At 45.9% G+C, this 25,511-nt stretch carries 17 protein-coding genes; 5 read left to right on the plus strand and 12 right to left on the minus strand.

The features are described 5' to 3' along the window. Nucleotides 1-28 precede the first annotated feature (28 nt). The 4 genes from FDF36_RS05790 to FDF36_RS05805 form a co-directional block, all read right to left on the minus strand. Nucleotides 29-1,243: a DUF4876 domain-containing protein gene (locus FDF36_RS05790; RefSeq protein WP_220390676.1), complete on the minus strand. Its 1,215-nt coding sequence runs from the start codon at nucleotides 1,241-1,243 to the stop codon at nucleotides 29-31. A 26-nt stretch (nucleotides 1,244-1,269) separates the two neighbouring features. Beyond that, the gene (locus FDF36_RS05795; RefSeq protein WP_220390677.1) at nucleotides 1,270-4,008 is read right to left on the minus strand and encodes a TonB-dependent receptor; all 2,739 of its coding nucleotides are present in this window, start codon (nucleotides 4,006-4,008) and stop codon (nucleotides 1,270-1,272) included. A 424-nt stretch (nucleotides 4,009-4,432) separates the two neighbouring features. Continuing rightward, nucleotides 4,433-5,413, minus strand: a complete 981-nt coding sequence (locus FDF36_RS05800) for a head GIN domain-containing protein (RefSeq protein WP_220390678.1) — start codon at nucleotides 5,411-5,413, stop codon at nucleotides 4,433-4,435. 100 nt (nucleotides 5,414-5,513) lie between these two features. Next, a complete protein-coding gene (locus FDF36_RS05805) occupies nucleotides 5,514-7,358 on the minus strand; it encodes a DNA polymerase III subunit gamma/tau (protein ID WP_220390679.1) in 1,845 nt (614 codons plus the stop codon). 148 nt (nucleotides 7,359-7,506) lie between these two features. Here FDF36_RS05805 and FDF36_RS05810 point away from each other — a divergent pair, with 148 nt between their 5' ends. Continuing rightward, nucleotides 7,507-7,809, plus strand: coding sequence for an FtsB family cell division protein (locus tag FDF36_RS05810; RefSeq protein WP_005807565.1), 303 nt, complete (start codon nucleotides 7,507-7,509; stop codon nucleotides 7,807-7,809). Beyond that, nucleotides 7,806-8,150 carry a hypothetical protein gene (locus tag FDF36_RS05815; RefSeq protein ID WP_005807567.1) on the plus strand — a complete coding sequence of 115 codons (345 nt, stop codon included), beginning with the start codon at nucleotides 7,806-7,808 and terminating at the stop codon, nucleotides 8,148-8,150. The genes FDF36_RS05810 and FDF36_RS05815 overlap by 4 nt, the downstream gene beginning before the upstream one ends. A 909-nt stretch (nucleotides 8,151-9,059) precedes the next feature. Here FDF36_RS05815 and FDF36_RS05820 read toward each other — a convergent pair. Beyond that, complete coding sequence (locus FDF36_RS05820) at nucleotides 9,060-9,665, minus strand: OmpH/Skp family outer membrane protein (RefSeq protein WP_220390680.1); 606 nt, start codon at nucleotides 9,663-9,665, stop codon at nucleotides 9,060-9,062. A gap of 27 nt (nucleotides 9,666-9,692) precedes the next feature. Beyond that, the gene (locus FDF36_RS05825; protein WP_005807575.1) at nucleotides 9,693-9,926 is read right to left on the minus strand and encodes a hypothetical protein; all 234 of its coding nucleotides are present in this window, start codon (nucleotides 9,924-9,926) and stop codon (nucleotides 9,693-9,695) included. 162 nt (nucleotides 9,927-10,088) lie between these two features. Here FDF36_RS05825 and FDF36_RS05830 point away from each other — a divergent pair, with 162 nt between their 5' ends. Both FDF36_RS05830 and FDF36_RS05835 read left to right on the plus strand, forming a co-directional pair. Then, nucleotides 10,089-11,555 (plus strand): aminoacyl-histidine dipeptidase, encoded by a 1,467-nt coding sequence (locus FDF36_RS05830; protein ID WP_220390681.1) that lies wholly within the window; start codon nucleotides 10,089-10,091, stop codon nucleotides 11,553-11,555. A 145-nt stretch (nucleotides 11,556-11,700) separates the two neighbouring features. Next, on the plus strand, nucleotides 11,701-12,735 hold the full coding sequence (locus FDF36_RS05835; protein ID WP_220390682.1) for an endonuclease/exonuclease/phosphatase family protein: 1,035 nt from the start codon (nucleotides 11,701-11,703) through the stop codon (nucleotides 12,733-12,735). Here the strand turns inward: FDF36_RS05835 and FDF36_RS05840 are convergent. The 6 genes from FDF36_RS05840 to FDF36_RS05865 all read right to left on the minus strand — a co-directional run bounded on the left by FDF36_RS05840 (nucleotide 12,720) and on the right by FDF36_RS05865 (nucleotide 23,699). Continuing rightward, nucleotides 12,720-13,889: a mechanosensitive ion channel family protein gene (locus FDF36_RS05840; RefSeq protein ID WP_220390683.1), complete on the minus strand. Its 1,170-nt coding sequence runs from the start codon at nucleotides 13,887-13,889 to the stop codon at nucleotides 12,720-12,722. The genes FDF36_RS05835 and FDF36_RS05840 overlap by 16 nt on opposite strands. Before the next feature lie 137 nt (nucleotides 13,890-14,026). After that, nucleotides 14,027-14,683, minus strand: coding sequence for a fructose-6-phosphate aldolase (gene fsa, locus FDF36_RS05845; protein ID WP_220390684.1), 657 nt, complete (start codon nucleotides 14,681-14,683; stop codon nucleotides 14,027-14,029). A 65-nt stretch (nucleotides 14,684-14,748) separates the two neighbouring features. After that, nucleotides 14,749-16,566 carry an alpha-L-fucosidase gene (locus FDF36_RS05850; RefSeq protein ID WP_220390685.1) on the minus strand — a complete coding sequence of 606 codons (1,818 nt, stop codon included), beginning with the start codon at nucleotides 16,564-16,566 and terminating at the stop codon, nucleotides 14,749-14,751. Nucleotides 16,567-16,615: 49 nt separating this feature from the next. Next, nucleotides 16,616-19,678, minus strand: coding sequence for a glycoside hydrolase family 2 TIM barrel-domain containing protein (locus FDF36_RS05855; protein ID WP_220390686.1), 3,063 nt, complete (start codon nucleotides 19,676-19,678; stop codon nucleotides 16,616-16,618). A 77-nt stretch (nucleotides 19,679-19,755) separates the two neighbouring features. Beyond that, nucleotides 19,756-22,071 (minus strand): glycoside hydrolase family 20 protein, encoded by a 2,316-nt coding sequence (locus tag FDF36_RS05860; RefSeq protein ID WP_220390687.1) that lies wholly within the window; start codon nucleotides 22,069-22,071, stop codon nucleotides 19,756-19,758. 44 nt (nucleotides 22,072-22,115) lie between these two features. After that, the gene (locus FDF36_RS05865) at nucleotides 22,116-23,699 is read right to left on the minus strand and encodes a sulfatase family protein (RefSeq protein ID WP_220390887.1); all 1,584 of its coding nucleotides are present in this window, start codon (nucleotides 23,697-23,699) and stop codon (nucleotides 22,116-22,118) included. Nucleotides 23,700-23,998: 299 nt separating this feature from the next. Here FDF36_RS05865 and FDF36_RS05870 point away from each other — a divergent pair, with 299 nt between their 5' ends. Then, complete coding sequence (locus tag FDF36_RS05870; RefSeq protein WP_220390688.1) at nucleotides 23,999-25,465, plus strand: arylsulfatase; 1,467 nt, start codon at nucleotides 23,999-24,001, stop codon at nucleotides 25,463-25,465. Nucleotides 25,466-25,511 lie beyond the last annotated feature (46 nt).

Consider the following 25,511-nt stretch of genomic DNA (forward strand, 5'->3'; position numbering starts at 1 on the left):
GATTTATATATCAATAGGATGGATTCAATTATTTGTTAAACAGGCTCGGAGTAGCCGCAGGTGTGAAATCAACGGTAGAGTTATTTGTATCCTGCAATACTTCCCGATCACCATCCTTATAGGCAGCTTTACGCATTACGCACTTTCCGATGTTTTCTGTAACGGTATTGTTCACACCGATATAAGTATGCCCCATATCCAACCCGGTAGAGGTAACATTCCACTGCCATTCATTGGAAGCACCTACATTTACAGCATCAATCACCCACTCATTGGGGAACTTATATTTGCTTTGCGGTTTACTGGCTGTTCCATTTTGCATGATATACGTATAGTTGTATGCATAGTCTGAAATATACTTTTCTTTAGTCATGCCTTTGGGTAATCTGCCGATAGCATAGGCGCGATTTCCCTGTTTATTCAACACCCAGATAGTTTTGGAATAACAATAATAAACATCCAGATTGGGAACAGCCGGATTATCCACATCTTGCTTCGATTCAATATACCACTCAAAATTGGCTTTACTTAAATCTATAGAATTCGGATTAGCCTCTTTATGATTGATCGCATTGTCACAAAGGATAAAGGACTCTCCCGGTTGTACCGGATAATCTGTTCCGCTGCCCGGCACCGCTACAACAGAGCCTACCGCAATAGCTTCATTCATAATATCCGGATCTACCGACTGATATTTCTGGGTAGTTTGGAATTGTGATTCCATAAATATCAATCCATCCGCATACAAAACTTTATCCGAGTTATTATAGATACGTACATACTGGTCGCCATTATATTGCTTGCCTGCTTCATTATAGGTTCCGGGAATAAATATCTCGGCAATCACAAAATCGGGGTCACCTGTATTGAGTACATGAACTTTCAGTTCCAACTTGTATGACCCTCCGGATACGGCCACATTCTGTTGCACTCCCTGTACATCGACTTCCACCGGAGTTCCATTCTGTGAGTAAGTTCCCTTACCAATGAAAGTTACATTATACAACCCGTCTGCCAATTCAATACTTTGAGCCGGATAGGCAATGTCTGTCTTGACAGATGTATTTACATTTTCAAAAGTATAGGTTCCACCGGTCAGTTGCAGACCCTCGATAGTTGTATCTACAGTAGTGGTAATACCTACAGTGGATATGCTCACTTTGTCATCATTACTACATGCGGTAAATCCCAGCATTGTCGCAAAAAGGATTGCGATTGTCAATTGATTCTTTTTCATCTTCATTTCTATTTTGTTTTATTATTCATTTACTAAAAAGTCAAGTTCATTTCCATGCCGAAATAAGGCGATTCGGACATTCTCCGTTGCAGTACGCCCCGTAACGTATAATCAGGATAAATACCCAAAAGCCGGTTTACATAAAAAGCCAGATTCAGATACTTACCGATCCGTTTACTCGCCTTCAGATTGATATCCATATAAAAAGGCACGGTAGTACGCTCAAAATAAGTGGCTGAATATTTCTCTACCAGATGCTGTAACTGAATATTGTTTTTATCTTCTTCGCGAAACGGATGCGTTTCACCGGATTGATCGATATAGCTTACCGGCACGCCGTTATTCCACAAGTTCCGTCTGTTGGTATACCAAGTGCATTGTGCCGACGTGGAGAAAGTAAGCCCCAAACGCTGTATGTAGGTATCAAACATAAAGTTCGTATTGAATGCCTGGCTTTCTGTTCCGTTGTCCCCATTATACAACCCCACATATTTCAACTGTTTGTTGTCCAACAATATAGAAGAGGCCTTATATTGGGGAGAGTCCGAATTATAAACTGTCTTTATCCAGGCTCCATACATAGTGATGCGGGTCTTGAGCGATTCGATTCGTTTGGAAGCGAACTGAAACTCCACTCCTTCTTTACGCACCTTCATTACATTGCCTTGTGTGGAATACACATCCAGATTATATTCATTTGCATAAGTCAACTGAGAAAGTTGGGGAGGAGCCGTCAAAGCTGAGCCGTCGATACTTGCAGGATCATATAGCTTATACGCCAATGATTTATAATAAGTGATATCATCAAAAGCATTGTTCATCCGTTCGCGGAAATAAGTCATCGACAGACGGTTTCCCTTATAGCTGACGTCGGCCCGCAGTTCCCATTTCATGTTACGTGCCGGTTCCAACTGATAGTTTGTATTATCCCATTTATACGTCATCATATTGATACGGCGATAATCCGGGTTGGTATGGTAATAATTCAGCTGGATCAAGTCTACATACTTAAAATCCGGATATAGCTGTGCGGTGGTCGGCATACGGCTGATCCAGCCCAAACCTCCCGAAAAGGCAACATTCCATCCGTTTGATACCGGCAAACTCCATTGCAAGTCCAGACGGAGATCGGGATATATCTTACCCTGCATCTTATATTTAGTGTCCAGCCCCAATAAGGACTGCAAGCGGATACCGGCCGTAAAAGCCAATTTATGTCTATTTACAGGAAGATTCAACACCTCCTCGGCATAGAAGGCGAAAGGTTGCAGCCCCGGTATGTCCTTAAAACGGCGCGGACGTGTACTCAAACTTTCACTGATGGGCCGTGTCACATCGAATACCTGGCCTTCTCCCAAATTCTTCTGATAATTCCATTCCACCCCTATATTCATTGCATTTTGCAGCATCCCCAGTGGAAAAGCCAATTGCGTACGGGCAGAAGCCGTAACATATAAAGGTTTACCGTCAATCTCCATCTGCGCCACATAATTATAAGGCAGATAGATGCCATCAGATTCTCCGGTCTCTGTCTGAGTAGCAATAGCGGCCGGACGATTCAGAGACACAGATTTCGTTTCACGCATCTTCTCCCACTGCCAACTGACAGAAGTTGCCGCGCTAATCTCACGAATCCACGAATGGTTAGGGAATTTCAGGTTCCATTTTCCTGCCATCTTCAAACTACTAAAGTCTGATTTATAAGAGTCCTCCTTTACGGTTGCATCTTTATCCCGTTTCGCATCATCAAACGATCCGGTATAGTCGGTACTGATATTCCAATGAATATTACGTTCATTCCATAACCATTTTCCATCCAGACGGGTGGAGGCTGTGAGACGGGTATAGTTTTTCACGCTGTTGCGCGGATCTATTTTTGAATCCAGATAACTCAAATCGGCATTCAAAACATAACGTCCGTTCCCATCCAACCGGAATCCTTTGCCCACTGAAAACAGTTTGCTGGTCTTATCAGCCTTGAAGCGTGCAGATAACGGACTTTCGCTGGTTTTACGCTGGATAATCACAGCGCCGTTTGCCACGTTACCATAAGCTACAGAGGGAATACCACGAATGATCTCCACCTTTTCAATATTATCAGTCGGAATGGTACGCATATCCAGTCCCTTTGACATCGTACTCGTCGCATTTACAGCAGAAGTGCTACTCGGCATATACTGCAGATTGGCATCCGTATTCTGAAAAATACCATCAATGTAAAATCCAACTCCCAATGAAGAGATATCTTCCGTCTTACCCGTTTCACGTATACGAATCAGATTGGCCTGTCCCATCTGAGGATCAGCCGATTTTCCCCCGGGTATCAGTTCCATCAAATCACTGAAACTACTGGGTTGAAGATGTTTCATGGCAGTACGGTCGACTATGGAAGCACTGGTAGCACGCTTTGATTCGGAAGCAGTCACTACCACTTCGTTCAACGCCATGTTTGAGGGCTTTAAATGAAAGATTTCTGAAGTATTTCCAAGCACTTTAATCTCTTTTTCGGTAGAATCATACCCTAAATAAGATACGACGATCCGATAGGTCCCGGGCTTGATATGAAGAAGTTCAAAATGTCCGTTTGCATCTGTTATTCCGCCATAAGCAAACTGTTTCTCCACAAACAACTGAATGGTGGCATAATCCAATGCTTTATGAGTTTGTTCATCCAATACAGTACCCCGGAATACAAACGTCTGCCCCCACGCACGAGACACATTACAGCAAATTATAAATAAAAAAAGTATATATGCAATTTTACGAATCATCTCACCTTCTATTAGCTTGCAAAAGTACAATATACCCACAGCGGGGACAATACCAAAATTTAGGTATAATATTGTATCTATATGCAAACACAATACCTATATTTGGGTGTTTTTCCTAATCTTTATCAATGCAAAATCACTTTTGATGAAATCCTTCCATTACAGGATTACCATTCTGGTATTAGCTATGACTCATTTTTATTTACAGTCCTTATCTTCCTCCAAACACGTTTATATATAGATAACATCCGGTCAAATGCGGGACGTTCCTATTTCGGCTTACCTCACAGGAATCTTGATCCAATATATACCCCTATGAAATAACAATATATGAAACGCCCCTTAACAATATATGTAATCGGAATAACATATATTGTTAAGGGGCGTTTCGTGTATTCTACCCGACAGGTAGGATACAAAGTGTTTAAAGTCTGTTCAGGTGATTCTTACCTGTCAACCGCACACTCGGATTTCCTTTATATGAAACTTCACCGCTTCCTTGAATATTAGTCACAAGTGTCTTTGTAGCTACACAGGTAATATCTCCGGAACCGTTGACACGGGCTGTTACATTCTCTGCATCCAACTTACGCGCATTAAGTTCTCCCGACCTGCTCAGCACCAATGTGGCATCGCGGGTAGAACCGGACAGAGTCATATCACCCGAACCGGCTAATTGTGCCGCCACATTATTGGCACGGATACCCAATACATCCATATCACCCGATCCGCTCAATTTTGCCGTTACGGTCGATGTGGTATAAGCACTTCTTACTTTCAGATCACCTGATCCCTGAAGCATTGCACTGATTTCGCTCCCGGTAACACCGACAACATTCAAGTCACCCGAACCCTGCAAAGTCAGACTCACACTTTTAGCACGAATCTGTCCTTTCACATCAATATCTCCGGAACCTTTCAACAAAGCAGAAAAATCACCATTGCATGTTACATCTCCCGCAACGATGTCTCCCGAACCGGCCAATGATACCTCAAGTTCTTCTGCCTTCAGATTACCTAAATAGATGTCGCCCGACCCCTGAAGGAAAGCACTTCTTAAAGACGGACTGGAAACCAGGACTTTCAGCCATCCCGCTTTACCATAAGAAATATTGGTATGTGGCTTCATATTCACTATCAGCGTACTTCCTTCTACCCGGCATTCTATCAAATCGACCAGATTGTCCGATCCTGTAACCTGAACCTTGGTTCCTCCCGACGACTGTGTGTATTCAATGGTCGGACTTCCTTTCAGCTGAATCCGGTCGAATCCCGACACTTTAACGTTCTTCGTTATGTATTTACCACTTGCCACAATCGCTCCTTGGGCACTTACCAACGTTGCCGACATCAACAAAGACAGAAAAAGAAATGCACTGATCCCTCTCTTACGAATTGTTTTCATATTCATTCTATTTTTTGATTATAGCTATTAGACGTAACAAGTATCCGGAACGTTGCACAGAAACCTGTATTTCTTGCAAAAAAACGGATGGTTGCTTTCCTTAATACAGTTCCAAACCGAACTCTTCCTTCAGTTGCAACAATGCGCTGTTCTTTTGTGCCATCATCTGGAATTTTTCCACACGGCTGACGGCACGTACATTCTCCGTCGCTTCGCTGACACGAACGGTCATCGCCACTTTGCGGTTCTTTAATGAACCACGCAAATATGCTTGTATGTTGGGAATCAGTGCCGTGAAATCTTTCGCAATGATTTCATTGTCTACCACCACTTCAAAAGTCGTATCATTGAGCAATGACAGACGCATGTTCTGCATACGCATGGCAATCGCTTTCTGTTCTATCGGCATACGTCCGGCGTATTCCTGCCAATAATAATTCAAATCGCGTTCATTGAAGATGAAATCTTCTTCAATCTGCTGTGTTTGCGCCTGGACAGTATGGACGGCTCCCGATCCCTGCTGCTCTTCCTCCTTCTGAGGATGCTTGATGGAAAGTCCGAGACTGGATTTCTTCATCACAGGAATCTTCTTTTCTTCTTTAAACTGCGCCATCCGTACCGCATCGGGCATAGCTCCCGGTGGAGAAACCGCTCCGCCCGGACGTATGTTGACAGCCGGAGAGGCAGTGGCTTGCTGGGGTGCAATCTGCGGAGCAGCAGGTGCAGCGACATTCGTACTCTGAGATTGCGAAGCGGCAGGTGCTACCTGAGGCTGCTGTGCAGCGGCGGGTTGCGTGAAGACGGGTTTTATGGCTTGTTTAGGGCCACGCCCACCACTGCCGTCATCCCCCTCAACGGTAAGCTGAGCAACCTGTATCAAGGTCAGTTCCACCAACAGACGTTTATTTTTGCTGGTACGATAGTTCATATCACAATCATTGCAAAGTTTCATGGCCCGGTACAGGAACGGCAATGTGCACTTCTGTGCCTGCTCCTGATAACGTTGGCGGATACTGGCACCTACCTCAAGCAACTGGAGTGTAGCAGCATCTTTGCTCACCAACAAATCACGGAAATGTGATGAAAGTCCGGTGATGAAATGGCTACCGTCGAATCCTTTGTTCAGTACATCGTTGAACAATAGTAAAGCATCACTTACCTTATTTTCAAGGAAGCAGTCTGTCAGGCGGAAATAGTATTCATAATCCAGCACATTAAGATTCTCAATCACACTCTTGTAGGTGATATTACCTCCGGTGAAACTTACTACCTGGTCGAAAATGGAAAGTGCATCACGCATACCTCCATCCGCTTTGAGCGCAATCACGTTCAAGGCTTCAGGTTCGGCCGTGATTCCTTCTTTCGATGCCACATAAGACAGATGATTCACGGTATCATCCACACTGATACGGTTAAAATCGTAAATCTGACAACGAGACAAAATGGTGGGAAGGATTTTATGCTTCTCCGTTGTAGCCAAAATGAAAATGGCATGGCGGGGAGGTTCTTCCAATGTCTTCAGGAAAGCGTTGAAAGCCGAGGCCGACAGCATGTGTACCTCGTCAATGATATACACTTTATACTTACCTATCTGTGGCGGAATACGCACCTGTTCCACCAGTTGGCGGATATCGTCTACCGAGTTGTTGGACGCCGCATCCAATTCATGAATGTTGTACGAACGTTGCTCGTTGAAAGCGACACACGACTCACATTCGTTGCAGGCTTCGCCATCTGCCGTAAGATTCATACAGTTGATGGTCTTGGCAAAGATACGTGCACAAGTAGTTTTACCCACTCCGCGCGGTCCGCAGAACAGATAAGCATGCGCCAGTTTCTGGGTGGCGATAGCATTCTTCAGTGTAGTGGTCAGTGCCCGTTGCCCCACGACCGACTCAAAGGTGGAAGGACGATACTTACGGGCGGATACGATATAGTTTTCCATATTCCGGATGATCTCTGTTTTTTGAGTTTGTGCAAATGTACGCAAAAAAGTGCAAGGAGAAAAAAGGAAGCGGAATAAGTTTTAGAGCGGAAATGCTACGTTTTAAGTTATTAGTTTTATCTTTGCATCTGGAATTAATGAGAAAATCATGGGCAAATTAATCACAATCTGGGAGTTTATAGGCAGACATAAATACTGGATCACCGTCCTGGCATTCGGAGTCATCATCGGCTTTTTGGACGAAAACAGTATGATCCGCCGCATCGGCTATGCACGCGAAATCAGCCGCTTGCAGGGAGAGATTGATAAATACCGCGCAGAGTATGAAGAAAACACGGAGCGCCTCAACGAGTTGAGCACCAATCCTGAAGCCATCGAACAGATAGCGCGCGAAAAATATCTGATGAAAAAGCCCAACGAAGACATTTACGTATTTGACGAGAACGAATGAAACAACTGATACCCGCACTTTTCGCCGTAGGCGCCGTGATGGCTCTCGTAGGAGCCGCCGTCTTTATCACCGGATGGGTGTATGCACCTTATATATATACCATCGGGGCAGGCTTTGTGGCATTGGCCCAGGTCAACACTCCGCTCCGGGCAAAAAGCAAAACGCTCCGCCGACTGCGCATTCAACAAATATTCGGTGCACTGGCATTGATACTGACAGGTGCATTCATGTTCACCACACGCGGCAACGAATGGATTGCCTGCCTTACTATCGCAGCTATATTGGAGCTATACACAGCATTCCGTATTCCGCAGGAAGAAGAAAAAGAGCTTTCCAAATAGAAAAAGAAAAGGGGGGCGAAACTCGTATTCACCACAGATTATGCGGATTTTCACAGATTATCTACACGAATCGATGACTTAAAATTCGCCTTGCGTTACCCTGTATCCTCTACAGCTAACGGCTTCTGACATTTTGCCAGAATGATATTTCAGCATCCTCAGATTGCTCTCTTTCGGCCAATTATAAAGCGCGAGGCAAAAAAGCCTCCCTGCGGAATCAGTGATTTTACGTCTATCACCCGAACGGGGAATTAACAAACAAAATTACATCCCTTCTGCTAAAATCGAAACCAACAGACGGTCATTCCTCAGGAAACTCCGACTCTTTGTTATTTTCACTTTGTTCGTTCCGGAGTAGCAACCAGAGAAATTCCAGCCTCTTTTCGGCTTCCGAACGGGAATAATAGGAGTGAAATGGAAAAACATAAGGAGATTTTTCTGAAAGACGTAAGTATTTTCCAAAAACGCCTACGTCTTTCGAGGCAAATGCTTACGTCTTTTTCCGGAAAGCCGGGCACTGTTCCCCTCAAAGCCTGGCTTTCGGAGCCTTCAACCCTGGCTTTCCGGTTTCCAAAGCCCCTTTAAGGGGATCTTCTTCTCCCGGATGTGTCTCAAAAAAGGAATGCGCTGTTTGTAAAACAGCGTGTTTCATGTCTTTTTAGAACCGGAATGCGATAAAAATCATCAGAATGATAAATTCGGATAGAAAAAGAGACCGGCAGGGATTCCTTTACAAGGTATTATTATTGTCCGGTTTTTTACAGCTACCCGAAAACCGAAAAGAGATTTCTTTATAAAGTTCTCTTTGGACGAACAGATACTATAAACAGGGAGATTATCTTAATTAAAAAAAGAGGCAACCCGGTAATTGGAATTGCCTCTTCTATTCTATAATATAGTAAACCGATTTTATTTCTTAGCCACAGGAGTATATCTTGCGTTAAGTCCGTCTACGATCTCTTTAGTAATGTTCAGTGTGCTATCGGCATACAGCAGGTTATCAAAGCTGGTATTGCTGATAATTAGGTTATAACCTTTTGTTTTATTGTATTCTTTCAGAAAAGCGTTGATAGAGTCACGCAGAATCTGACTGTTTTTAGCATTCTCCGATGCCATCTCCGTAGCCAGTTTGTTCTGCAGAGCCTGCAAATCCTGTTCCAATTTAGCTAAACGTGCATATTCCTGCTGTGCTCTTTCCTGAGAAATAAAAGCATTGCTTTCATATTTCTTCTGGAATTCCTGTTGAGATTTACGCAGTTCGTTTGCTTTCTGATTCAGAACCATGCGGCTGTTCTCCTCTTTACTGATCATGTCAGCATTCAGGTCTTTACAGAAATTATATTGAGACAACAAAGTATCTACTTCTACATAAGCGATTTTCAAACCAGAAGTGCCGTTCGCATTTCCGGAAGCGGCAGGAGTAGCAGCATTATCAGCTTTACCAGCGCATTGTGAAAAAAGAAAGAGGAATGCAAGAGCAGCAAATCCGTTAATGAGGTAATTCATTCTCTTCATACTTGTAAAATATAGTTTTTTAATTAATTAGTTCATACTATCGTTTAAGGTTTTCTCAATTTCATCAATAGAAAAACGTCGTTTCTTCTGTGCTTCCCGGTCTTGGGACTGTGCACAACTTATGCCTCTCTCCCTTAACGCTTTATTGCCGCTGACGTGCCCGTTGGGAAATTTTCCGCCTTTTGTAAAAAAGACTTTTATGCCTAATAAACCAAGGCAAATAGCAACTATTAACAGAGTTATCAGTATTGTATAGAGCATTTCTATTAATTTTGTGGGTGCAAATATAGACTTTTGTACTGACTAAGCCTCCTTTTTTACCATAAAAAAAGAGAAACGGGTTCAAAATTCGCAAGCAAATTAACCATATTTAGCAATAAGGGGTTAAAATTGAATTTTTAATTCCATAAAAAAGAAAAGAGAATGGAAAAATCAGAACTGAAACCGGCCGGCGTATTTCGCTTCTTCAATGAAATCTGCCAGGTGCCCCGTCCTTCAAAGAAGGAAGAGAAGATTATCGCTTATTTAAAGGCGTTCGGAGAAAAACATAATTTAGAAACCAAAGTAGACGAAGCCGGCAACGTGCTTATCAAAAAACCGGCAACACCGGGTAAAGAAAATCTGAAGACAGTGATTCTGCAATCGCACGTAGACATGGTGTGCGAAAAGAATAATGATACGGAACATGACTTCCTAACCGATCCCATCGAAACGGAGATTGACGGAGAGTGGATGAAAGCCAAAGGAACGACCTTAGGAGCCGACAACGGCATCGGAGTAGCGACCCAACTGGCCATCCTGGCTGACGACAGCATTGAACACGGTCCTATCGAATGTCTGTTCACAGTAGATGAAGAGACAGGACTGAGCGGCGCTTTTGCCTTGAAAGAAGGCTTTATGAGCGGGGAAATTTTGCTTAATCTCGACTCGGAAGACGAAGGTGAACTTTACATCGGTTGTGCGGGCGGTATCGATACAGTGGCCGAATTTCAATATGAAAATGAAATGACACCCATCAGCCACCTCTGCTTCCGCATAACCGTTAAAGGTCTGAAAGGCGGACACTCCGGAGGGGATATACATCTGGGACGCGGCAATGCCAACAAAATACTGAACCGGTTTCTCTATCAGGTGATGACTACTTACCAAGAGGACTTCCACCTCTATGAATTCAACGGAGGTAATCTGCGTAACGCCATTCCGCGTGAAGCTTCAGCTGTATTCTCCGTACCCGAACATTACAAACATGACATACGTACAGCCTTGAATGTATTCACCGCCGAAATCGAAAACGAACTTCATCGGGTGGAACCGGATCTGAACATTCTTCTCGAAACAGAGCCGCACCGCGACTGGTCCATCGACTCGAGTACTTCCTACCGGCTGATTACTTCGCTATACGGTTGCCCGCACGGAGTATATGCCATGAGTCAGGATATTCCGGGATTGGTAGAAACTTCAACGAACCTGGCATCTGTAAAAATGAAACCGGAAAACACCATCCGTATCGAAACCAGCCAACGTAGCTCTATCCTTTCGTCACGCGACGATATAGCAACAACGGTCCGTGCCGTATTCAGACTCGCCGGTGCTCAGGTCAACTGGGGTGAAGGTTATCCGGGATGGAAACCCAATCCGGATTCGGAAATTCTAAAAGTGGCAGAAGAGTCATATAAACGCCTGTTCGGTGTTGATGCCAAAGTAAAGGCAATCCATGCAGGACTGGAATGTGGCTTGTTCCTCGACAAATATCCTACCCTGGATATGATTTCATTCGGCCCTACCTTGACAGGAGTTCACTCCCCGGACGAACGGATGCATATTCCTTCGGTAGATAAATTCTGGAAACATCTGCTGGATGTGTTGGCACATATTCCGGCAAAGAACTAAAGCTAATTTCACCACAGACCGCACAGATCGATACAAAAGTATTCATCTCGAATATCAACGAGATAATCTGTGAGGCTCCGTGCGATCTGTGGTGAACTTCAAAACAAACAGGCACTGAACAGAATTAAAAAAAGGAATCTAATCTATGCTCCGTCTCTTCTTTATATTACTGATTTCCCTCCCTTCCCTTTTTCTCTCTGCACAGAATCAGCCTCCTTTCCGTGTCGTCTTTTGGAATACCGAAAACTTCTTCGATACCCGACATGATTCACTGAAAAACGATATGGAATTTCTACCCCATTCAATGCGTCACTGGAACCACCGACGATATAAAAAGAAATTAGATAATATAGCCCGCACGCTCACAGCCATCGGAGAATGGAATTTTCCCGCACTGATAGGTCTCTGTGAAGTGGAAAACGATACAGTTATGCGTGACCTGACCCTTTATTCCCCACTGAAAGAAGCCGGTTATCGGTACGTGATGACCCACTGCTCCGATCTGCGCGGCATCGATGTGGCATTACTGTATCAACGTGACCGGTTCAAACTTCTATCCTACTCCGCCCTCTCCGTCGGAACTTTCAAAGGTCATCGACCGACAAGAGATATTCTGCACGTCAGCGGATTACTGCTCACAGGCGATACGCTGGACGTAATGGTGGCACATCTCCCTTCCCGCTCAGGCGGAGTACGGCAGTCGGAACCTTACCGGCTTTACGCTGCACAAAAGTTAAAGGATGCGGCAGATAGTCTTATCAATGTACGCTCCTCCGCCAAACTGATCATTATGGGAGACTTTAACGATTATCCCACAGATAAATCGGTAGTACAAGTGCTACAGGCAATGTCTCCCGAACCGAGTACCCATCATGACCGACTTTACCACCTGCTGGCACGAAAGGCAAAAGACCGTAACTTCGGTTCCTATAAGTATCAGGGTGAATGGGGACTGCTGGACCATCTCATCGTATCAGGAACGTTACTTGACGCTTCGGGCACACTCTTTACCAAAGAAAAAAAGGCAAACGTAGCACGCTTGCCCTTCCTTCTGATAAAAGATGAAAAGTACGGAGGTATGCAGCCCTTCCGCACCTATGTCGGAATGAAATACCAGAAAGGATACAGCGATCACTTACCGGTGTATGCCGATTTTGAAACCAATCAATCCGAATACTGATATACCTTTAGTTCGAACTTCGGTACCATCGCAAAAAAATGATCAAAGATATCGGACTGGATACGTTCATATTCTTTCCAGATTTTATTGCGGGAAAAGAAGTAAATTTGAATCGGTACTCCATATTCCGTAGCTTCTTTTTGACTGATAATCAAGTCGAGATCCTGATTGACCACGGGCAGACTGCAAAGATAACGTTCTACATATACCCTGAACACTTGCGAGTTAGTGGGGATCACTCCTTCTTCCGGCTGATAATCGGCCAACAAGGGTATTTCCTTCCGAAAAGTGTCGAGCATTTCGGGAGTACAGAATTTCAATGTAGTCAGGTCAAGAAAGATACTCTTCATCACCCGACGCCCTCCGGATTCCGTCATTCCCCGCCAGTTCTGAAACGAACCGTTGACCAGTGAATAGGGAGGGACAGTAGAAATGGTATTATCGAAATTCTGTATCTTCACCGTGTTTAGGGTAATTTCTTCTACAATCCCATTGGCATTGGTCGAAGGGATAGTCACCCAGTCACCGGGACGTATCATATCATTGGCCGATAACTGTATACCTGCCACGAAGCCCAGAATACTGTCTTTAAAAACCAACATCAGGATGGCGGCAGATGCACCTAATCCCGCAAACAATGTAGCAGGAGACTTATTGACAATGATGGCTACGATCACAATGCCTCCGATAAAGAAAACAAGTACCTGCAATACCTGGATAAAGCCCTTCATCGGACGATTTTTTAATTTCTCCTTACCATTGAGTATATCCAGCAACATCAGCAGACTACTGTTGAGAGCCAGCAGCAATGCAAAAATCATGTAAATAACACATATCTTCTGCGAAACCAACAGCAGCGTTTTTCCATGTACGAACGCCATAGGAAGAAGCATATACATCAAGATACCGGGAAGGATATGGATCAGGTGATGAATAACTTTATGTTTGACCATCAATGTATCCCATTTATAAGAGGTCTTCCGTGCCAGACGCTTCATCCCGCCTACAAAAATGGCCTGACAAAGATAATCCAATCCAACCGCTATAAAAATCATCAGGATGGCAATAATCGTTTCATCAAAAGTATTTGCAATTTTAGGGTCTACCCCCCAACCGATAAGGATTTTGTTCATCCAACTTCCTAAATCTATCATAACTATCGTCTTTATTTTAAAATGTTCATTCTATCCAAATAACACCTGAACGGGCTTTAGGTTTAGTCCAAATGAAAAAGGCCGTATTGGAACGTATCGTTTTCAATGCAGCCTTTTTCATTTGTCAGCAAGAATTCTCATTCATTTACCTTCTTATAATCTTCCAGGAATTTCTTCAATCCGGCATCTGTCAGCGGATGGTTCAGCAGTCCTTTAATGGCGCTCAACGGACAAGTAGCTACATCGGCACCGGCCTCCACACATTCTATGATGTGCTTGGAACTACGGATAGAGGCGGCCAGTACCTGAGTAGGATAATTGTAGAAGCGGTACATCCGTACGATATCGGCAACCAATCCGACTCCGTCCTCACAGATGTCATCCAAACGTCCCACGAAAGGAGAAACATACGTAGCTCCCGCTTTAGCAGCCAATAAAGCCTGACCGGTGGAGAAAACCAATGTGCAATTGGTACGGATACCTTGCCCCGAAAAGTGCTTGATGGCTTTTATGCCATCGGCAATGCACGGTACCTTCACTACAATATGCGGGCTGAGGGCTGCCAGCTCCTTACCTTCCCTGACCATTCCTTCGTAATCAGTCGCAATCACCTCGGCACTGACATCACCTTGTACAATATTGCATATCTCCACGTAATGTCTTCGTTGATTTCCGACACCTTTAATGCCTTCTTTCGCCATCAGAGAAGGGTTGGTGGTCACTCCGTCCAGAACTCCCAAATCATGTGCTTCCCGGATTTGATCCAGGTTAGCTGTATCAATAAAGAATTTCATACCTAATAGTGTTTAATATCTTACATTCAAACAGATAACCCGGAACAGTTGTTCAACAGAACGACTTACTTCTGCAAACGGATTCCTATTTCTTTCAAGTCTACCCGGGCCGGCGTAGCATCCGGAGTGGTAGCATCAAGTTTAATGTAGCGTGCACTGACTTTGTTTCCGAACGAGACAGTCTGTGGTACAGGATTGTGCATGATGTTACTGAATTCTCCGGTAGTCGGCACCTCTTTCCAGTCTCTGCCATTAGCACTGACATAGAATTTATAACGGAAGGCCATCGTCGGCTTCGCTTCCGCGTTAGCCGGGGCATATACAAATCCGGCCATATCCACAGTCTTGCCGAGATCGATCACCAACGGAGCGGCAGTTACCTGTTTCCATGCAGTACGGGACAGATCATTCCAGTTTTCTTTTGCAGCCGACTCTTCCAGCGGACGGGCATAGTAAGCGGCCACTTCGCTCATATTAGCCGCCAGACGACAAGCATCGATCTTCACCCTCAGTTGACGGGCTTCGACAGCCGGAATACGTATCAGGCGTTTATAACCGACAGTCGTTCCTTTCGCTATCTCTTTCCATCCATCGGCTGTCAACGCTTCGACTGTGAAAGCCTCCATGCGTTGTCCTTTCGAAATGTCTTCACGCAACATCACCACATTGATTTCCGATTTTGGCTTCAACTGATAGACACGTGTATCACCCGGCCGGGCAGTCCACGCTTTCAGACCACCTTTGACACGGTTATCGGCAAAAATCTCTTTACGATAATCGGCAAACTCTTTCAGACGATTGACATCGGCATCACTGATGCGTCCGCGCCGGTCAGGAGGGATATTGAGCAGCAACACTGAGTTGTAGCCCACAGATTTGAAATAAATATCGGTCAGGTGCTTGAGGCTCTTCACCTGATTGTCTTCCTGCTGATGATAGAACCATCCCGGACGGATCGACACATCCACTTCGGAAGGATACCAGAAGAGTTCCCTGGCGTTGACCAGCATGTCGCGTCCGCCCAAGTCCTTGGAAGTGGCCTTCACACCCAGCGCCTTGTTCTGCTCTTCACAGCGGGCATACGTACCGGGAGTCAGCACGGTGGCACTCCATTCTGTTTCACGTCCCAATCCGCGTTCGTTGCCTACCCAACGTACATCATCGCCCATAATGGCAGTCACAGCACGGGGTTGGAGACGACGAATAGTAGAAAGGATAGCAGTCCAGTCATACTCCTGCTTCTTTCCATTGGGGCCTTCACCATTGGCACCGTCGAACCAGACTTCGTGCACTTCACCATAGTTGGTCAGCAGTTCAGTCAGTTGTTCGATAAAGAATTCATTGTATTTCGGAGAGTCTCCATAACAAGAGGCGTTCCGATCCCAGGGAGAAAGATAAACCCCAAACTTGATGCCGTATTTATCACAAGCGTCGCGCAACTCGCGTACCACATCCCCTTTCCCGTCTTTCCAAGGAGAAGCCGCCACGGAGTGCCCGGTTGTCTTGGTCGGCCACAGGCAGAATCCATCATGATGCTTGGCTGTCAGAATGGCCATCTTGAAACCGGCTTCCTTGAGCGAACGTACCCATTGCTCCGCATCGAAATCGGTGGGATTGAAGAGTGCGGGATTTTCTTTGCCGTCTCCCCATTCACGTCCTGTGAAGGTATTGATACCAAAATGCAGGAAAGCAGTCAGCTCCATCTGCTGCCACTCCAATTGCTGCGGAGTAGGTACAAGACGTGCCGCCATGTCTACCTTTTGTTCCAAAGTGGCTCCTTGTGGAAACTCTACATGCTTCACATAATAGTCGTTCTTCTCCTGGGCTTGTCCGGCTGTGCAGATAGCGGCAAGAAGCGCGGTCGATAAGATTAATTTCTTCATAAATGTATTGTTATGTTTTTGGGGTGAAATGGATTGGTTAGTATTCTATTTACTTCACTGTACGCAGCGTGAACTCAAAGCTTTGTTCCGTCACAGGAACCCGATATTGCGGCTGTACGCCCGGCCCGCAGGTTGCCGTTCCCACACCGGCCTGTTCGGCATCCAGATGTACGGTGACATGACCGTTACGTTCGAGGTCGTTGATGTGGCGGGCTTTTTCCAATACATCATCAGCAAACGGAATGACACTGAACTGGAAAGGACGGTTGGAGTCGACAAAGATACCCTGTCCGGCTTCGTCCGTCAGCTTCATCCAGCGGACATCCGTACGGTTCCCGGTAGACTGCGGAGTGACGTAGTAATGGAACATACGTTCGGCCGTAGTCTGATACAGACCGATCTTACCCGACTGCATACGGTCAGAATAAGTCTCGTTGTCGCCCCGTCCCAGATAAGCTACATTGCCGTACGTATCATTCATCTCGAAAGTAAGCCCCAGGCGTGCCATCGATTTCACCACGGCAGTATCAGGACGAAAAGTCACTTTCACCTTCAAGGCTCCGGCAGAGTTTAGTAAATAGGCGAAATCGGCATCACCCACTTTCATTCCTTTTGCATTCAGAATCTCCACTTTCGCAGTAGCGGCTTTCTTGCTGTCTTTCAGAGACACCACTTTCTGACTCAACTGATTGAGTCCGGATTTACGCCAAAGGTATGCACCATTACGATCACGGTTATCATTATCCGTAGCAGGACGGAACAAACTCAGCGTGACAGGAGTTGCCAGCAATTCTTGTCCATCCAGTGTCAATGAGTTAAGAGCACCGGTTTCTTTATCCACCGTGAAAGCTGTCTGTCCGGCCTTAGCAGGCAGATAGGCCGTACTACCTTTGGTTCCGGGCAGCACAAACTGATCGTAAGCCACCTCCCAATCGGTGCCGACCATCGGTGAAGTTTCTTTACGGGTCCAGCTCAGATTAAGATAACCCTCACGGACATTGGCAGGCAAGGTAACTTTTCCCAAAGTCACATCGGCTGTAGCGTGTGGCGCACAGTTCACCTCTTTGTTACCTTCGGCCAGCAATTTGCCATTGTCACCCACCACCTGCCAGTGGAGGATATATTCGTTGAGGTTAGAGAAGTCGAACCAGTTTTTCACCCTTACGGTCAGATTGTTCTTATTGATCAAGGTGCATTTGATGTTCTGATAGATTTTTTTCACTTCGAGCAAATGCGGATGGGGCACACGATCGGCACTTACCAGACCGTTGCAGCAGAAATTACCGAAGCTCGGAATTCCCTTCGGTCCGTAGTCTCCACCATACGACCAGTACCAGCGGCCGTTCGAGTCGATCTCGCGGAACGACTGGTCTACCCAGTCCCACACACAGCCGCCCTGTGCCATCGGATTATTCTCAAATACATCCCAGTACTCTTTCAGGCCGCCTACACTGTTACCCATGGCATGCACATATTCGCAAAGAATGAACGGACGGTAGATATCTTTCTGAGCCAGATAGGCCTTGATTTCGTCGACACTGCGATACATTCGGCAATAGATATCGGTATTGTAGTTCTGCTCGGCACGTTCGTACTGGACGGGACGGCTTTTCTCTACCGATTTCAGCCAATCGTAGGTACGCTCGAAATTGATTCCGTTTCCGGCTTCGTTGCCCAATGACCAGATAACGATGGCAGGATGATTTTTCGAACGTTCATACATGCGATGTGTACGATCCATGTGTGCTGTCAGCCAAGTGCTGTCTTTGGCAAGCGAAGCGGGTCCATATCCCATACCGTGTGACTCGATATTCGCTTCATCGATCATATAAAGTCCGTAACGATCGCACAGCCGATACCAATACGGATCGGTGGGATAATGTGAGTTGCGCACAGTATTGATATTATACAGTTTCATCAGACGTATATCTTGCTCCATGAGCTCTTTGCTGACGGTACGCCCCAACTGCGAATGTTCATGACGATTGGTTCCTTTGACCAATACAGGCACACCGTTGATGCAGAAACGCCCGTCTTTGATCTCCGAAGTACGGAAACCGACTTCACAACCGGTAACTTCGGTCACCTGTCCTCCTGCATTTTTCAACTCCAACACGAGGGTGTAGAGATTGGGATGCTCGGCACTCCAACGTTTCACATCCTTCAGGCGCTGTTCTCCGAATGTGATGAAGTTACTCAGTCCGCGCGACTTGACAGGCATCTCACCCGACAGTACAGGACGTCCGAGCGGATCGTTCAGTGTATAAGATACGGATGCCACACCATCTGCAGGCCCTCCGACCGTAACGTCGAGTCCGAAAATACCATCTTTATAACGTTCCTTTTCAAGAGTTGCGTTTACCTTATAATCGGCTATATATTGTTTGGGAGTACTATACAGATACACATCACGCTCAATACCACTCAGACGCCACATATCCTGACACTCCAGATAGGAACCTGAACTCCAGCGATATACTTCGAGAGCAATCGTATTCTCACCTTCTTCCAGCTGATCGGTGATATCCCATTCGGCAGCTGTCTTGGAGCCTTGGTTGTAACCGAGAAGATGTCCGTTCACCCACACATAATAAAAAGAAATCACACCTTCGCAGCAGAGTACTACCCGGCGGCCCTTCCATCCGGCAGGCACAGTGAAAGTACGGCGATAAGATCCTACTTCGTTCTCCTTATAAGGCACAAGAGGGGGATTCTTCTTAAAGTTGAACATTTTGTCGTCAAATTCATAAGTCTCATTTACGTAGATGGCCGTTCCGTATCCCTGGCGCTCCCAGTTTCCCGGTACGTTGATATCTGCCCACCCTCCGGTATAGAACGAGGGTTTATAAAAGTCTTTCGGACGGAGATCGGGATCCTTCACCCAATGGAATTTCCATTTACCATTGAGGCTGAGATAATAGGGTGACTGTTCGTAATCCCCTTTTTTCACGTCAGTAGCAGCGGCATAGGGGCACACATAGGTGTGAGGTGCCAGTTTGTTCTGACCTATTGCATACTGACTCTGCCATTCGGGAGTGTTCTGCGCATTGGCAGGCAACAACATCAGACAGGCCAACATCAGCAGGAAGGTTAGTTTGATTGGTTTGTTCATTGTTTATCAGGTATTTAATATTCAAAATTCTTAATAAGTTCCAACGCCCTTTAGATTTTAGAGGTAAAAGCGGAATCTTATTCCACAATTATTTCGTCAAAAAAGATTCGTGCTTCCTGTCCCGGACGGACGTGATTGGGAGGGCATTTTCCGGCTCCACGGGCGGTGACGCGTACATATCTGGCCTTTGCCGTTCCCAAATCAAATTTCAAGTCGTCTACATAAGTTCCTTCACGGAAAATTTCTTCGGGAGTGAAATACTTCTCTCCCACTTCCGTAAAGTTCACGTTGTCCGAAGACAAGGCAACACTAATGGACTCCGGCTTATGAACTGCCATCCCGTACACCGTAATGGAACCCAGCGTAAAAGTATGAATATTTTCGTCTTTCTGCAAATCTAATGTAAAAGAAATGCAATCACTCTTACTCCACGAGCACCATTCGAAGTCAGTTTGCTTCAGGCTACCCCGCACTCCGTTGGTCAAAACAGATGCTCCGGAAGCTCCTTGAGTGAATATCGGTTTGGCAGTAGCCTTATTGTGTAACAACGGTAATACGAGAGTCTTTCCCATCTGGCGGCCGGCGGCGAAAGTGGCGCACTTCAACGTCTGCGCAGTATGGAATTCCAACGGCCGGGTGTAAAGGGTGGAAGTTGCTTCCGGTTCGGAACCATCGGTTGTATAACGAATTTCCACATCGGGGCGGATACATTCCAATTTTATCTGTAATGCACCGTCGACAGGAGTCGAGGTATGCTGAATATTGTACATCGAGCGGGCATATCCGATACCTTTCACATCGAGGTGTTCATTATACCGATCCATCGCTTTCAGAAACAAGTCCCAGTTTTTCTGTTCCGGACGACTCCATCCCACTTCGGCAAGCGCCGCCAAACGGGGGAAAACAAGATAGTCCACATCCTCGGGACGATTACAGAACTCAGTCCACAATGAAGCCTGTACCCCCATCAGCAACGAAGCGTACTCAGGTTTCCAGTTCTTCTGCACCGGTTCGTACTGATAAACATCTTTCAGCGTATTGTTACCGAAATAAGTAAGCGGTTCAAACCATTGCGGTCCCTGATAACGGATCAGATACATCACTCGGGCGGGGGTCATCACAAACCGGTGCCCCCGGTCGGCAGCTTTCAAAGCCGCATTGCCCATCCCTTGCCAACCAAAGATGACAGCACCTTTGGGAATGAAACTGTTGGTCAGCTCGTCCCATCCCATCACCTCTTTGCCTTTGCTGCGTACATATTCGGCTATCCGCTTCATGAAGTAACCTTGAAGGTCCTCTTCATGGGCGAGGTGCTCTTTCTTCATACGTTCCTGGCAGAGGGGACACTTTTTCCAGTAAGTTTTCTGGGCTTCATCGCCCCCCAAATGAATATAATGTGACGGAAACAGTGCTGCCACCTCGTCGATGACGTTTTGCAAAAAAGTAAATACGCTATCGTTTCCGGCACAATAGATGATACTGGCATGATCACCGCCCAAACCCGGCAACACACCGATAAATTGATCTACCACCGGACAAGCCAGTTGGGGATAAGCTGCCAACGACGAATTGGTATGTGCCGGCATCTCTATCTCGGGAATAATCTCTACCTGACGATCGGCAGCATAAGCAATCATTTCCTTCATGTCCTCTTGAGTGTAAAAGCCACCGACAGGGGTGGGTTCACCGGGTAACGGATTCCGCCGTGAATGGAACGGTACGTCCGTATGGTCTACCCGCCAAGCACCTACCTCAGTCAGGCGGGGATATTTCTTGATCTCAAGTCGCCAGCCGTTATCGTCCACCAGGTGGAAGTGGAGCTTATTGATTTTCAGCATAGCCATGCAGTCAATGATTCGCAACACACTCTCTTTAGGAATGAAAAAGCGGGAAACATCCAGCATTAATCCCCGGTAACCAAAACGGGGTTCATCCTGAATGGTCAGACAAGGAACCGTCCACATGGCATTTACCGTACGGGAGTTTTCAATATCAGGAGGAAGCAACTGACGGATCGTCTGTAAGGCATAGAAGAATCCTTTCACATCGGATGCCTCTATTCTAATCCGTTCGGGAGTGATATTCAACCTGTAAGCCTCGCTTTTCAGCAATGGGTCGGTGACAAAGCATACATCGCCTTTCATCTTTCCCGTTTTTAGTACGGGAGTGAATCCGGCAGCTTTTGTGAAAAGGTTTATAAAATTCCGCGCTACTTCCGCTTGTTCCGCATTTTCCACAATCAGCGTAGTCCTCCCGGAGAAACGGAAGTTCCCGGTACCCGGTACCATTTGTACCGGGCAGGGAACTACAGAAACGATTGGTGTTAAGTTATCAGCCTGTAACGTCGCAAGGGGGCAGAACGCCAACAGGAGTATATATATAATGTGTTTCATACAGTTTAGTCAATGGATTTCTGTTTGGAGTGGGAAAAGGAACTCTATTCTTTATCCCGCTCCGGAGAGAAGCGTACCGGATCATTGTATTGTTCCTGCAACTTCAGCATCTGCTCTTTGAGCTCTTTCACCACAGGTTCATACTCTTTCTGTCCGTACAGATTGTGCATTTCCGTCGGGTCGGCTTGCATATCATACAGTTCCCACCAATTGATGTCGTTATAGAAATGGATCAGTTTATAGCGTTCGGTACGTATTCCATAATGACGTTTCACCATGTGCTCGGCCGGATATTCATAGAAGTGATAGTATAATGCATTCCGCCAGTCTTTGGGCTGTTCGCCTTTCAGCAATGGAAGCAATGACATACCCTGTATATCAGCAGGAACAGGGGCACCGGCCAGTTCGAGGAAAGTAGGTGCATAGTCGATGTTCTGAACCATCTCGGTGATGTCACCACGACGGTCGAATCCTTTCGGCATACGCATGATCAGCGGTGTACGCATGGACTCTTCATACATGAAACGCTTATCGAACCAACCGTGTTCACCCATATAGAAGCCCTGGTCGGAGGTATAGACCACCAACGTGTTGTCCAGCAATCCCTTCTTTTCAAGATAGTCGAGCACACGTCCCACATTGTCGTCCAGTGACTTCACAGTCTTCATGTAGTCACGCATATAGCGCTGGAACTTCCAGTCAGCCAATTCCTTCCCACTCAGATTTTGCTTGTAGAAGTCATCGATCACCGGACCATAGAACTTGTCCCATGCCGCACGCTGTCCTTCGTCCATACGTCCCAGGAACTTCTGATAAAGCGATTTCAGACGCGAGTCCTTATCCGGACGCAGCATCTTCAGGTCATAAATCATGTCCATATCCTTCACGATACTCATCTCCTGTGCCGCAGCAGCCGGACGGCCTTCGTAATCGTCAAAGAAGTTATCGGGCAGCGGGAAGGTTTTATCCTCGTACAAAGCCAGGTTACAGGTATCCGCCATCCAGTTACGGTGGATAGCTTTATGATGAATCAACAAGCAGAACGGTTTGCTCTCGTCACGCTTATTTTCCATCCAATCGATAGCATCATCAGTGATCAGGTTGGTAATATAACCGTGTTTCTGAATGGTATCGTTATCTTGTGTGATGAAGTCGGGATTATAATAGTCGCCTTGTCCGGGCACAATCTCCCAATAATTGAAGCCTGATGGCAGACTCTCTAAGTGCCACTTACCTACAAGAGCGGTTTGGTAACCGGCTTTCTGAAGCAGTTTCGGGAAAGTTTGCTGGGCACTGTCGAACACGCAAGTCGTGTTGTCGTAAAATTTGTTGGCACAACTGTGTTTGCCGGTGATCATGCAGGCACGGCTGGGACCGCTCAGTGAGTTGGCTACAAAAGAATTCGTAAAACGCACACCATCGCGGGCAATGCGGTCGAGGTTGGGAGTTTCCATATAACGGGTATCGTAGCAGCTCATCATTTGCGCCGTATGATCGTCCGTCATAATATAAACAATGTTCAGAGGTTTTTGCTCTTCTTTCTGTTTGCCTGTGGCACATGAAGTCAAAGAAGCTACAGCTGCCGCACCGGTCAGCGAGTAGAGGATTCCGGATGGTAGATTGTTCATCATAAGTAGTTTTTCTATTAGGGATTAATTAGTGGTGCAAATATAAAGAGTTTTAACAGTCATTCAAGTTCAAAAATAACTATGATTCTTCTGAAAATGTCTAATAATAGAATAGAGAAGGCATAAATAGATGTTTTTGAACATCCGATAGACAAAATCGGAAGGCCCTTGATAACAAGTCTTAGCTGAAATTTGTATATTTGCAGACACGGAAGACCTCACGAGAACCGAAACATAACAAGATAGAAACGAATCTATTTCAAATGAACTAAATACCAACCTAATCAACCAACATTTTTATGAATCAAAAATTATTGTTCAGTAGCGCGTTGCTTGTCGGCATAGCAGGAACACAACAGGCGCTTGCACAAAAAAACAAAGTCCAGGATCAAAAGAGACCCAACGTTGTTTTCATCCTGGCCGACGACCTCGGATTTGGTGACCTCAGTTGTTACGGACAAGAGAAGTTCGAAACTCCCAACATAGACAAGTTGGCTCAGGAAGGAATGCGCTTCACCCAATGTTATTCGGGTACCACCGTCAGCGCCCCCTCGCGCTCTTGCCTACTGACCGGTACTCACAGTGGACATACGGCCATTCGCGGAAATGTAGAACTCGATCCGGAAGGGCAATTCCCCCTACCGGCAGATGCCCAAACCATCTTCCACGATTTCCAGAACGCAGGATACAAGACCGGCGCTTTCGGTAAATGGGGACTCGGTTTTATCGGTTCTACGGGTGATCCTAAAAAACAGGGCGTCGACGAGTTCTATGGCTACAACTGCCAGTTACTGGCACACAGCTATTATCCCGATCATCTGTGGGACAATGACAAACGGGTAGAACTGAAAGATAACACACTGGACGTACAGTACGGTAAAGGAACTTATTCTCAGGATCTGATTCACTCAAAGGCACTTGACTTCCTTGATCGGATGGGAAAAAGCGGAGAATCGTTCTGTATGTGGTATCCCACCATCATCCCCCATGCCGAACTGATTGTACCCGAAGACAGCATTATAAAGAAGTTCCGCGGCAAATATCCCGAAAAACCTTTCCATGGAACCGAACCGGGTAATCCCGCATTCCGCAAGGGCGGTTACTGCTCACAATTCTATCCGCACGCCACATTTGCAGCTATGGTCTATCGTCTGGATATATATGTAGGTCAGATTGTACAGAAATTGAAAGAGATGGGAGTTTATGACAATACGATCATCATCTTTGCAAGTGACAACGGTCCGCACATGGAAGGCGGAGCCGATCCGGACTTCTTCAACAGCAACGGAATCTGGCGCGGATACAAACGCGACTTGTACGAAGGAGGAATCCGTGTACCGATGATTATTTCATGGCCGGGACGTGTACAGCCCAGTACTCAAACCGACTTCATGTGTTCGTTCTGGGATGTAATGCCTACGTTCCGTGAAATTCTGAATCCGAAAGCAAAGAATCAGCAAATGGATGGTGTCAGCCTGCTGCCATTGCTCGAAAACCGCAAAGGACAGAAAGAACATGAATATCTGTACTTTGAATTCCAGGAGATGAACGGACGCCAGGCCGTACGCAAAGGACCGTGGAAGCTGGTCCACATGAATGTTCGTGGCAGGAATCCGTATTATGAACTCTATAATCTCAATTCTGATCCGTCGGAACGACACAATGTGCTGAACCAATATCCGGAAAAGGTGACGGAATTGAAGGCTATCATGCAGTCATCGCATATACCTAACCCGAACTTCCCGTTACTTCCGGGAGAGAAATAAGATCCGGACGGACCGGTAACAAGATTCACCACAGATTACACGGATT

The organism is Bacteroides fragilis (assembly GCF_019583405.1).
GTDB lineage: Bacteria > Bacteroidota > Bacteroidia > Bacteroidales > Bacteroidaceae > Bacteroides > Bacteroides fragilis_B.

Bases quoted from the DNA above. Each gene is read 5' to 3' on its own strand.
- FDF36_RS05790 (WP_220390676.1), bottom strand. From the start codon at position 1,243: ATGAAGATGAAAAAGAATCAATTGACAATCGCAATCCTTTTTGCGACA.
- FDF36_RS05795 (WP_220390677.1), bottom strand. From the start codon at position 4,008: ATGATTCGTAAAATTGCATATATACTTTTTTTATTTATAATTTGCTGT.
- FDF36_RS05800 (WP_220390678.1), bottom strand. From the start codon at position 5,413: ATGAAAACAATTCGTAAGAGAGGGATCAGTGCATTTCTTTTTCTGTCT.
- FDF36_RS05805 (WP_220390679.1), bottom strand. From the start codon at position 7,358: ATGGAAAACTATATCGTATCCGCCCGTAAGTATCGTCCTTCCACCTTT.
- FDF36_RS05810 (WP_005807565.1), top strand. From the start codon at position 7,507: ATGGGCAAATTAATCACAATCTGGGAGTTTATAGGCAGACATAAATAC.
- FDF36_RS05815 (WP_005807567.1), top strand. From the start codon at position 7,806: ATGAAACAACTGATACCCGCACTTTTCGCCGTAGGCGCCGTGATGGCT.
- FDF36_RS05820 (WP_220390680.1), bottom strand. From the start codon at position 9,665: ATGAAGAGAATGAATTACCTCATTAACGGATTTGCTGCTCTTGCATTC.
- FDF36_RS05825 (WP_005807575.1), bottom strand. From the start codon at position 9,926: ATGCTCTATACAATACTGATAACTCTGTTAATAGTTGCTATTTGCCTT.
- FDF36_RS05830 (WP_220390681.1), top strand. From the start codon at position 10,089: ATGGAAAAATCAGAACTGAAACCGGCCGGCGTATTTCGCTTCTTCAAT.
- FDF36_RS05835 (WP_220390682.1), top strand. From the start codon at position 11,701: ATGCTCCGTCTCTTCTTTATATTACTGATTTCCCTCCCTTCCCTTTTT.
- FDF36_RS05840 (WP_220390683.1), bottom strand. From the start codon at position 13,889: ATGATAGATTTAGGAAGTTGGATGAACAAAATCCTTATCGGTTGGGGG.
- fsa (WP_220390684.1), bottom strand. From the start codon at position 14,683: ATGAAATTCTTTATTGATACAGCTAACCTGGATCAAATCCGGGAAGCA.
- FDF36_RS05850 (WP_220390685.1), bottom strand. From the start codon at position 16,566: ATGAAGAAATTAATCTTATCGACCGCGCTTCTTGCCGCTATCTGCACA.
- FDF36_RS05855 (WP_220390686.1), bottom strand. From the start codon at position 19,678: ATGAACAAACCAATCAAACTAACCTTCCTGCTGATGTTGGCCTGTCTG.
- FDF36_RS05860 (WP_220390687.1), bottom strand. From the start codon at position 22,071: ATGAAACACATTATATATATACTCCTGTTGGCGTTCTGCCCCCTTGCG.
- FDF36_RS05865 (WP_220390887.1), bottom strand. From the start codon at position 23,699: ATGAACAATCTACCATCCGGAATCCTCTACTCGCTGACCGGTGCGGCA.
- FDF36_RS05870 (WP_220390688.1), top strand. From the start codon at position 23,999: ATGAATCAAAAATTATTGTTCAGTAGCGCGTTGCTTGTCGGCATAGCA.